13 protein-coding genes are annotated in these 9275 nt (G+C 68.9%); 8 read left to right on the plus strand and 5 right to left on the minus strand.

What is annotated here, in order from left to right; all coding sequences use genetic code 11:
* Window positions 1–5: 5 nt before the first annotated feature.
* Window positions 6–938, plus strand: a complete 933-nt coding sequence (locus tag ACIBD9_RS17490; RefSeq protein ID WP_396718757.1) for an NmrA family NAD(P)-binding protein — start codon at window positions 6–8, stop codon at window positions 936–938.
* Window positions 939–965: 27 nt separating this feature from the next.
* Here ACIBD9_RS17490 and ACIBD9_RS17495 read toward each other — a convergent pair whose 3' ends face one another.
* Window positions 966–1421 carry a DUF3592 domain-containing protein gene (locus tag ACIBD9_RS17495; RefSeq protein WP_396718759.1) on the minus strand — a complete coding sequence of 152 codons (456 nt, stop codon included), beginning with the start codon at window positions 1419–1421 and terminating at the stop codon, window positions 966–968.
* A 217-nt stretch (window positions 1422–1638) separates the two neighbouring features.
* On the opposite strand from ACIBD9_RS17495, the gene ACIBD9_RS17500 reads away from it, so the two are divergent.
* A complete protein-coding gene (locus ACIBD9_RS17500; protein ID WP_396718762.1) occupies window positions 1639–2028 on the plus strand; it encodes a hypothetical protein in 390 nt (129 codons plus the stop codon).
* 65 nt (window positions 2029–2093) lie between these two features.
* Here the strand turns inward: ACIBD9_RS17500 and ACIBD9_RS17505 are convergent, their stop codons facing one another.
* The gene (locus ACIBD9_RS17505; RefSeq protein ID WP_396718764.1) at window positions 2094–3008 is read right to left on the minus strand and encodes an SDR family NAD(P)-dependent oxidoreductase; all 915 of its coding nucleotides are present in this window, start codon (window positions 3006–3008) and stop codon (window positions 2094–2096) included.
* A 100-nt stretch (window positions 3009–3108) separates the two neighbouring features.
* Here ACIBD9_RS17505 and ACIBD9_RS17510 point away from each other — a divergent pair, with 100 nt between their 5' ends.
* A complete protein-coding gene (locus ACIBD9_RS17510; protein WP_396718766.1) occupies window positions 3109–3774 on the plus strand; it encodes a TetR family transcriptional regulator in 666 nt (221 codons plus the stop codon).
* A gap of 185 nt (window positions 3775–3959) precedes the next feature.
* Here ACIBD9_RS17510 and ACIBD9_RS17515 read toward each other — a convergent pair whose 3' ends face one another.
* On the minus strand, window positions 3960–4292 hold the full coding sequence (locus ACIBD9_RS17515) for a hypothetical protein (RefSeq protein ID WP_396718768.1): 333 nt from the start codon (window positions 4290–4292) through the stop codon (window positions 3960–3962).
* A 206-nt stretch (window positions 4293–4498) separates the two neighbouring features.
* Here ACIBD9_RS17515 and ACIBD9_RS17520 point away from each other — a divergent pair, with 206 nt between their 5' ends.
* The 3 genes from ACIBD9_RS17520 to ACIBD9_RS17530 are packed head-to-tail and all read left to right on the plus strand — an operon-like array spanning window position 4499 to window position 5567.
* Complete coding sequence (locus tag ACIBD9_RS17520; RefSeq protein ID WP_387170025.1) at window positions 4499–4876, plus strand: DUF2089 domain-containing protein; 378 nt, start codon at window positions 4499–4501, stop codon at window positions 4874–4876.
* Entirely contained in the window at window positions 4876–5133 is a 258-nt protein-coding gene (locus tag ACIBD9_RS17525) for a hypothetical protein (RefSeq protein ID WP_396718771.1), read from the plus strand. Before ACIBD9_RS17520 ends, ACIBD9_RS17525 begins: the two co-directional genes overlap by 1 nt.
* 11 nt (window positions 5134–5144) lie before the next feature.
* Window positions 5145–5567 (plus strand): SHOCT-like domain-containing protein, encoded by a 423-nt coding sequence (locus tag ACIBD9_RS17530; RefSeq protein ID WP_112698352.1) that lies wholly within the window; start codon window positions 5145–5147, stop codon window positions 5565–5567.
* A 263-nt stretch (window positions 5568–5830) separates the two neighbouring features.
* Here ACIBD9_RS17530 and ACIBD9_RS17535 read toward each other — a convergent pair whose 3' ends face one another.
* Entirely contained in the window at window positions 5831–6517 is a 687-nt protein-coding gene (locus ACIBD9_RS17535) for a Type 1 glutamine amidotransferase-like domain-containing protein (protein ID WP_396718774.1), read from the minus strand.
* Between the two features lie 209 nt (window positions 6518–6726).
* Between ACIBD9_RS17535 and ACIBD9_RS17540 the strand changes: the two genes are divergently transcribed.
* Together ACIBD9_RS17540 and ACIBD9_RS17545 are read left to right on the plus strand one after the other, a co-directional pair.
* The gene (locus ACIBD9_RS17540) at window positions 6727–7800 is read left to right on the plus strand and encodes a glycoside hydrolase family 43 protein (RefSeq protein ID WP_396718776.1); all 1074 of its coding nucleotides are present in this window, start codon (window positions 6727–6729) and stop codon (window positions 7798–7800) included.
* Window positions 7801–7895: 95 nt separating this feature from the next.
* Window positions 7896–8573 carry a hypothetical protein gene (locus tag ACIBD9_RS17545; protein ID WP_396718778.1) on the plus strand — a complete coding sequence of 226 codons (678 nt, stop codon included), beginning with the start codon at window positions 7896–7898 and terminating at the stop codon, window positions 8571–8573.
* A gap of 31 nt (window positions 8574–8604) precedes the next feature.
* Here ACIBD9_RS17545 and ACIBD9_RS17550 read toward each other — a convergent pair whose 3' ends face one another.
* Window positions 8605–9273 carry a class I SAM-dependent methyltransferase gene (locus ACIBD9_RS17550; RefSeq protein WP_396718781.1) on the minus strand — a complete coding sequence of 223 codons (669 nt, stop codon included), beginning with the start codon at window positions 9271–9273 and terminating at the stop codon, window positions 8605–8607.
* Window positions 9274–9275: the final 2 nt, after the last annotated feature.

Raw genomic sequence — 9275 nt, forward strand, 5'->3', positions numbered from 1 at the left:
CCCTCATGCCCACCGACTCCGCACCCGTCCTGGTCACCGGCGCCACCGGGAGGCAGGGCGGCGCCACTGCCCGCGCCCTGCTCGCGGCCGGCGTACCCGTCCGGGCACTGGTCCGCGACCCCGCGACCGACCGCGCGCGGGCGGTCCAGGCCCTCGGGGCCGAACTGGTCACCGGCGACCTCGACGATCGCGAGTCGCTGGTCCGGGCCGCGCACGGAGCACGGGCCGTCTTCTCGGTGCAGATGCCCGCGATGGACGGCAACACCATCAACTTCGACGGCGAGCTGGCCCAGGGCGTCAACCTGATCGAAAGCGCGCTGGCCGCGAAGGTGCCGCAGTTCGTGCACACGTCCGTCAGCGGCGCCGGCCAGCACACGGAGGCGCCCGGGTGGGCCGAGGGCCGCTGGGCGACCATGCAGCCCTACTACACCACAAAGGCCGGCATCCAGGATCGGGTACGAGAAGCGGGCTTCGCGCACTGGACGCTCCTCAAGCCGGGCTTCTTCATGGACAACTTCCTGCCCTCGATGGCCTACCTGCTCCCCCGGGGCGTCGCCGGCGGCCTGGCCACGGTGATCAAGCCACAGACCTCGCTCTCCCTCGTCGCGACCGACGACATCGGCCGCGCGGCCGCCGCGGCCATCGCCGAACCCGATCGGTTCCACGAAGTCGAACTGGAGCTGGCGAGCGACTACCTGACGATGACGGAGATCGCGAAGGCGCTCTCCGACGCCCTGGGCGCCGAACTGACCGCGCCGGACATGACCGAGCAGGAGGCGGTCGCCGCAGGCATGCCGGAGTGGGCCGGCATCTCCCACGAGCAGATGAACGTGGTCGGGCAACCCGCCCGCCCGGAGTACGCGCGGGCCCTCGGCATTCCCCTCACGAGTTTCGCAGCCTGGGCGCGTCACCACCTGCCCGAGCCGTCGCAGCCGTAAGGGCCCGCGACGGCGCAGCTACGGAGATCAGCCCCGTCGGCGGCGCCGTTTGAGCAGCTCGCGGATGACGACCCGGAGCGCGCCGAGAGTGAGCGCGGTCCCGCCGGCCGCCGGCAGAAACTCCAGGCCGCCTCGGGACACCCACAGCCGGCCATGCAGCGGGGCATCCGGCGAATAGATGACCCTGACGGTGTCACCGTCGCGGTCGAGGGAGCCGCTGGGGGTGACCTTGAAGGTGCTGGCGACCTGCCGTCCGTCGGCGATGGCGTACTGGAACTCGTACCACGTTCCCTTGCGCTTCTCGCGCTGGTCCGATGGGTGTGAGCCGGTCAGCGTGCCCGTCGTGGTGACTTCCTGCGGGGAGCCTCGGTCGTCCCAGATGAAGGTGACGCCGAGACCGGTCGCCAGGATTCCGACGATGACGATCGTCAGTGCGGCCCGGAGCGTCGAGACACCTGAGGTGTCCCCGCGGAAGTCAGACATGGCCGAGAGGGTAGTCACGCGTCGCAAGACCATCTCCAGCGCGCAACTCCACAGTGGAGGCCGGCGCCGACAAGCCAGATCGACTCGGGATTCGTGAAGTCGGGGTGTCCCCGGAGCTGGGACTCCCCGACTTCCGTGAACGCGAGTGGATCGTCGGGTCGTGCGGCCTGTGCCGCTGCAACCCCGGAGGTTGCCCGCCGGTGGCACCATCGGTCCGATGAACGTTCGTCGTTTGGCGGCCGTCGACATGTACGGCAGCCGAGGAACCACCCGCCGACGGCGGATCATCCTGGCCGAGTTCCTCGTCGGCGTGGTTGCCATGGTGACGTGGGGCATCTGGTTGCTGTCGTCATCGACTGACCTCGGCAGCCGGGCGTTCGGCCTGTGGCTGACCGGTGCAGGTCTCAACTACGCCCCGCTGTCCACGTACGCGCTCAAGCTGATGCGACCCGGTGCCCTCGACGCCGAACTGGCCGGCGTCGACACCGACCAGGAACTGCGCCGCTACACCGTGCTTCAGCTGTGGGTCTTCGTGCCGCTCTCGCTCGTCGTCTTCACCATCCGCGACACACTGGCCCGGCGGAGGGCAGGGACGACAACTCCTTGACCGCCTGACCGCCGCCGGGCCGCCGGTGATCACCAGCCGCTACCGGCGCCTGCCCTTTGGTGCGGTCACGCCGCGACGGCTGCCCGACCCAGCGGGAACCGCACACCGGTGAGGTCCTCCGAGACGGCCCAGAGGCGTTGTTGCACGCTCACGTCGTAGGACTCGGGGCTGGAGGTGACAAGCCTGGGGTAGCCGCGTGCCTCGCCGAGGCCGTCGGGGCCGTAGTACTGCCCGCCGAGGACGGACGGGTCGGTGGCGGCCCGGAGGGTGGGCAGCGCGCCCGCCGTCGCGGGCTGGGTGATCACCGGGGCGAGCCAGGTGAGCGGCCGGCGGACGACGGCCGGGGAGTTGCGGGCGAGTTCGGTGTTGGAGATGCCGGGGTGTGCGGCCACCGCGGCGGTGGTGCCGTGCTCGGCGAGCCGGCGTTGTAGCTCGTAGGTAAACATCAGGTTGGCGAGCTTCGACTGGCCGTAGGCGGCCACCCGGCTGTAGGAACGGTCCCACTGCAGGTCGTCGAAGTGGATGGCGGCGCGGATGCGGTGGCCGACGCTGCTGACGGTGACCACCCGGGAGCCGGGCACGGGCAGCATCACGTCGAGCAGCAGGCCGGTGAACGCGAAGTGGCCCAGGTGGTTGGTGCCGAACTGCATCTCGAAGCCGTCGCGGGTGGTCTGCTTCGGGGTGTACATCACGCCGGCGTTGTTGATCAGCAGGTCGATCCGCGGGTGGGTGGCACGCAGGCCGGCCGCGGCAGCGCGTACCGATTCCAGCGAGGTCAGGTCCAGTTCCCGTACGGAGACGTCGCCGTTGATCCGGGCAGCGGCCTGTTTGCCCTTCTCCGTGTCGCGTACGGCCAGCACGACCGACGCCCCGCGCTCGGCGAGCCGCCGGGCGGTCTCGAAGCCCAGCCCGGTGTTGGCGCCGGTGACCACTGCCACCCGGCCGTCCTGGCGCGGAATCTGCTGCTCGGTCCACTTCATCTCGGGCTCCTTAGGTACCGCCGGTAACTTATGCCCGAACGGTAATGTACCGCCGGTACGCTGTCAAGGGACCGCCGGTACCTAAGCTAGGGTGGGCGTCATGACGTTCCAGCGGGCGCGCAGCGAGGAGCAGCGTGAGGTCCGGCGTCGGGCGATCCTGGAGACGACCTCGGCGATGCTCGACGAGATGCCGGTGGCCGAGGTGACCCTGAACGAGCTGAGCCGGCGGGTCGGCCTGGCCAAGACGGCGGTGCTGCGCTATTTCGAGTCCCGCGAGGCGGTGCTGCTCGACCTGCTGGACGACCGGACGACGACCTGGCTGGCCGAGCTGGACCAGGAACTGGCCCACGGCGTCGACCTGAACCGACCCGCGATGGAACGGGCGGAGCAGACAGCCGACGTGCTCAGCCGGTCGCTCGCCGCCCAGACGGTGCTCTGCGATCTGTTCGGCGCGCAGGGCGGGGTGCTCGAACACAACGTCTCGGTCGAGGTGGTCCGCCGGCACAAGCGGGCCGCGCTGGGCAACCTCGCGGTGATGGCCGGCCTCGTCCGGCGACACCTGCCCGAGATCGGCGACAACGCCGAACTGTTCTGCCTGCACGCCCTGATCATGGGTGGCGCGCTGTCCGCCTACACCTCGCCGCCACCGAGCCTGCTCGCCGTCTACGAGTCCGAGCCGGCGCTCGCGGTCCACCACGTCGACCTGCGGACAGCCCTGCGGCTCGCGATCATCACGTCACTCGTGGGCATCCTGCCGCGCTCCTGAGCCTGCTCGGCCGGCAACCGCCGCAGGCCTTCCTCCGGGGCCGCCGGCGTCGGTGAGACGAGCATGGTCTACCCGACGTCGACGGTGGCGCGCTGCTGTACGGCGGGGCGCTGCTGCCGGACGGAGCGCAGGCAGCCGAGTCGCCGCCGGGCGAGGGCTTTGAAACCCGACGAGCGGTGCATGTGTCAGCTGGGCGGTGGCGGACACTCCAGGACCGCGATCGAGTTGCCGGCGAACAGCCCCAGGTGCGGGTGCCCGGAGAAGATCCGAACCGCCTCGTCGTGCGAGCCCGCTTCCACAATGGTGTAGGCGATCAGGGAGTCGGTGAAGTCCTCGACACCTCGCGCCGTGACCAGCTTCTTCGCGTACAGGGGAGCGCCGGGGTCCACGATGGCCTTCTCGTGGGCCTGCGCCCACGACGCCCACGCGTTCATGAACTCGGTCTGCTGCTGCTCGGTGAGTTCGGCCTTGCCGGCCTCGTCAGCCGCGCCGTTGAAGAGCGCCAGGAACCTGCCCACCCTGGCATCGTACCGGCGGCCCGCTCAGGCCACCGAGCCGTGATCACGATCCGCGCGCTACGGGGCCAGCGCGCCGTCGTGGTGCCCCTCAACCGCGAACCCGCCCGTCGCAGCCCGTCACCCGCCTCCGCCGCGGCGAGCTCCATCTTAAGAAAATTAAGATCAAACTCTTGGAAGTTGAACTTTTCTGAGTTACAAATTCAGGTATGACAGAGCAGGCGATGGACTGGCAGGAACTCACCAGCCTGACGCGAGGGCAGCCGTTCGTCGTCGAGCGGGTGCGCCTGGCGAGCAACGGCGTCGCGATCGAAGGCGAGTTCGAGCCACCGCAACTGGCTCAGCTCAACGTCGATGATCAGGTTTTCGTCACGGCGTTCGTGCGCTGCCACGGTTCGATCAAGGAGATGGAACGCATCTTCGGGGTGAGCTACCCGACGATCAAGTCACGGCTCAACCGGATCACGCAGATGCTCGACTTCGTCGAGACCGACCCGGCGCCCTCGCGAGCCGACATCATCGACCGGTTGCGCCGCGGTGAGATCACCGCACAGCAGGCGTTGGCCGAGCTGGACGGCCGGACGTGATGCCGCAGTTGGTGGCCGTCAAGGTCAACCGCCCGGACCGCCGACCCATCCGCGTCTGGGTTCCGGTGCTTCCCGTGGCGCTCGTGCTCTTCCCGGTTGTGGTCCTGGTCGTGCTGGCGGCGATCGTGGCCTGCGTCGTGTTCCGCATCGGTGTGGTGCGGGCACTCGGCGCCGCCTGGCGTGTCATCTCCGCCCTTCGCGGCGCCCGCTTCGACATCGAGCAGGGCCGCACGGCCGTGCTCGTGGCTATCCGATAGGAGAGGTTCGAATGACCGAACAACGCAAGGACATCCTCGACATGCTGGCCGCCGGCAAGATCACGGCCGAGGAGGCGGAGCAGCTCATCGCCGCCCTCGAACGGGACCACGCCCCGGCGACGGCGAGTCACGACGCCCGACCGAAGGGCAAGGTGAAGTACCTGCGGGTGGTGGTGGACGCCACCGACAATGGCGAGCCGTCACGGGTCAACGTGCGGGTGCCACTGCAACTGCTGCGGGCTGGTGTACGGCTGGCGGCGCTGGTCCCGCCGCAGGCCCTGGTCAAGGCCAATGCCTCACTCAGCGATTCGGGCGTGCCGATCGACCTGACGCAGCTCAAGCCCGAGCAGTTGGAGGCGCTCGTGGAGCACCTCGACGAGGTGACCGTGGAGGTGGATTCGCCCGATGCCACCGTGCGGGTCTTCTGCGAGTAGGCGCCGTCTGATGGGACGGCCCCTCGAGAGGGTGCTGGAACACCCTCCCGAGGCTGCGCCCGCCGCAGCAGAGCACAGGTGAACTGCCAACCTGAAGTTTAGCCACTCAGCAACAAACCAGCGGAGGGACCACTCGGACAAGTGGTCCCTCCGCGCCGTCCTGCCGCTGGTCGCAGCGGTCCGCCGGCCCGACTGCGGTGTTGCCCGGCGGTCGCACCATCGTTGCGGTGAACGTTCGTCGCCTGGCGAAAGGGACGCCTCGGTCAGGGGTTGATCAGTCTCCAGTCGCCTTCGGAGATGACCTCAACGGTGCCATCGACCACCTTGATCGCGGTGTTGTCGTCGATGGCGTAAGTCGGGACCGGGATTCCGGACGCCCACTTCTGGATGTCGGACAGCGCGACGTCCTCCATGTCCGGATGGTCGAGGTGGGGGTACAGCGTGAAGTCCACCAGCCCCAGCGCCCGGTCGGCGCCCTGCACCATGTCGCTGCCGTCAGGGACGAATCCAAGGTCGAATTCGGCGTCGCAGTTGTACGGGGTGACCGCGATGCTCCCGGCGCTGACCCCCACATAAACCGTCTCACTGAGCGACGGCAGGAGGTCAGCCAGGCCTGACTGGCGCAGCCAGTAGGTCAGGTACAGCACGTCGCCACCCCAGACGAGGAGGGCGTCGGCCTCCCGGACCGCCGGCACCCAGTTCTCTTCTCGAATGGTCGGCAGCGCGGTGAGCTCCAATATCCCCAGGGATTTCCAACCCAGCTGGCACAGCGGGATGTGAGCCGGGCCGTGAATCGCCTTCCACGCTCTCTCGGCTCCGCCGGGGAAGGGGTAGACACCGGTGGGGATGAACAGGGCCGTGGACTCGGCGATCGGCTTGCCCAGCAGGTCGACGAGCGCGTCGGCGATGCTCGGGTTACGGACGCCTGACGACGTGAGAAGGAACTTCATGGAATCCGCTCTCCTGAAGCCACCGCGTGACGGCGATCATGTTGTCCATCAGGACCGGCGTGCCGGCTCGCTGGCCCGCGCGACGCATCGCTGGATCATCCGCTGGCGGCCGTCCAACCGTCAACCGCGCGGCGCCTCGCCTCGACGTTTCGCCTAATCTATGGGTATCAATGCTGGCGATCAGCGCAGTCCGAGGAAAGGGCCCGATCGTGAACGTCGGTAACCGAACCCTCCCGCGAATTCTCTCCGCCCTGCTGGCCGCCGTGCTCGCCACCGGCCTGTCCGCCGCCGGTGCCGGACCGGCGACCGCCGGGCAAACCAGCCTGCGGGCTGCCGACCCGAGCGTGATCCGCGTCGGCGGTACCTACATCTCCGTTCAGTCGCTCAACGGCGGGATCGCCGTCCGGCAGGCGGCCTCCCCCGACTCGCTGGCCGCCGCGCCCGCGCGGCAGGTGTGGACGGACAGCCGCAACCTCGGTGAGGTCTGGGCCCCTGAGATCATCACCGATGGCGGCCGGTACTACATCTACTTCACGGCCGGGCGCGGTGCCGCCCACCGCATGTACGCGATCCACTCGGCGTCGCCGGCCAGCGGCTACACGACCGAGCGGCAGCTCGCGCTGCCCGACGGCAAGTGGGCTATCGACGGCAGCCTGTTCACCTTCAACGGGCAGCGGTGGTTCGTCTGGTCGGGATGGGCCGGCGACACCAACGTCGAGCAGAACATCTACCTCAGCCGGATGAGCGACCCGCTCACCCCGACCGGCAGCCGCTACATCATTTCCCAACCACGCGAGAGCTGGGAGCGCGTCGTCGGCAACCCGTTCATCAACGAGTCCCCGGAAGCGATCAAGGACCCGAACGGGCAGCTGCACATCGTCTACTCCGCCAACGGCAGTTGGAGTGACCAGTACTGCCTCGCCGACCTGCGACTGCGCGCCGGCGGCGACCCGACGTACGTGTGGGACTGGTACAAGTCGAACGGCTGCCTGTTCGGCTCGAACCGGGCCACCATGATGGCCGGCTGGGATCCCACCCTGCACGTCAACGGGCCCGGCCACCACAGCTTCGTGCTGCTCAACGGCGACATCGCCACGAGCCCGCCCGCCGGGCCGAGGTTCCCGTTGATGTTCCACGCCGTACCCAAGGGCACCGCGTACTCCTGGGCGAACCGGTACTGGTACACCGGCACCTTCTGCTGGTGGGGCAACACCACCTACCGCCGCGCCAACGTGCCTGGCCCGACGACCGACACCGGGTTCAGCATCAAGTTCTTCGAGTGATCGCTACCGTCGGTACCATCGTCGAGACCCAGCCGGACGTGACCCGAGCGCTCACGGGTGCTCCCGTGGGCCGACAGTAGGACGATGGGGGCGGCGTGACCGGTTCGCAGCGGACAGCACGACTCCTGGCCGTGGTCGTCGGCACCCTGTGCGGCCTCACCGCCTGCGCAGGCGAGCCCGACCCGCCACCGGCAGCAACGACGCCGACGCCGTCCGCGTCGACGGCAGCCAGCCCGACCTGGCCGCCACCGCCCCCGACGATGGGAACTTACGAGGAGGCGTGCGGCGGCTCCACCTACAACCCGCGAGCGGTACGTCCCTACAACCCGGACGGCCCTGCCTACGCCGGAGGTCCCATCCACCTGGCGGAATTCTTCGTGATGCACCCGTATGACTCCCGGGAGCAGGGGTACGAGCTGCCTGCCGAGTGGCAGTCGCAGCTGCATCCGGGCTTGTACCCGGAGCAGCACACGCAGCTCGTCGTATGCGAATACTTCGACGACGACTATTCGAGCAAGAAGGTCGAAACATGTACCTACGACACCGGCACCGGCGAGAAGACGACCGCCGTGCTGCGGTCGGCGCGCTTCATCTACCGGGTGTTCGAGGCCAAGACCGGTAAGCAGGTCAGCAGCTTCACGTTGAGGGGCAGTGTGAACTCCTGTCCGGCAGTCGTCTACACGGTGACGGGCGGGACCTACTACCAGCTCGTGCTCAACGAGGAAATCACTGCCAAGCTCCGCCCCCTCGTCATGGCCCGCAGACCGGGCTAGTCGGCGCCTGCGCGCCTTTCCGTTGACATTGCTAGGCGTCGCGGCGCAGCGTGAACCAGAAGGTCGGCACCGAGTTGGTGCCCGGCGTGACGTCGGTCAGTGCCCAGCCGGGGAACCTGGCGGGGAACTCGTCAGCTGTGACGCCCGCCGCCCACGACGCGATCTCGGTGCTCGGATTGTCGACCGGTTCGGGGCCGTACCCGAACATCAGCAACCGTGCTCCGGGAGCGGCGCGTTGGGTGAGCCCGGCGGCGTAGGCGTCGCGGCGGTGTAGCGGGACCCCGCAGTAGCAGCTCAGGTCGAAGAACAGGTCGAAGGGGCCTGGCACGTCCAGTTCGTCGAGGCGGGTGGCGTCTCCGTGCAGCAGTCGTACCGTCACTTCCGCCGCCGCGGCCTTCTCCCTGGCCTGGTCGACGGCGCTGTCGATCAGGTCGACGGCGGCCACCTCCCAGCCGTGCCGTGCCAGGTAAATGGCGTTGGTCCCCGTGCCGCAGCCGAGTTCGAGGGCCCGACCGGGCGGCAGCGCGCTGTGCCCCTCCACCAGGTCGACCAGCTCGGGCGGCGTCACGCCGGTGTCCCACGGTGGCTTGCCGGTGCGGTAGTAGCCCTCCAGTGCACGGTGGACGGCCTCCTCCTCCGGGTCTCGCTGCGTCGAGGCCAGGTCCGGTTCCGGCTTCTGGGTGGCGTTGGGCTGGTCCATCG

The organism is Micromonospora sp. NPDC050784, assembly GCF_044456765.1.
Classification (GTDB): Bacteria; Actinomycetota; Actinomycetes; order Mycobacteriales; family Micromonosporaceae; genus Micromonospora; species Micromonospora foliorum.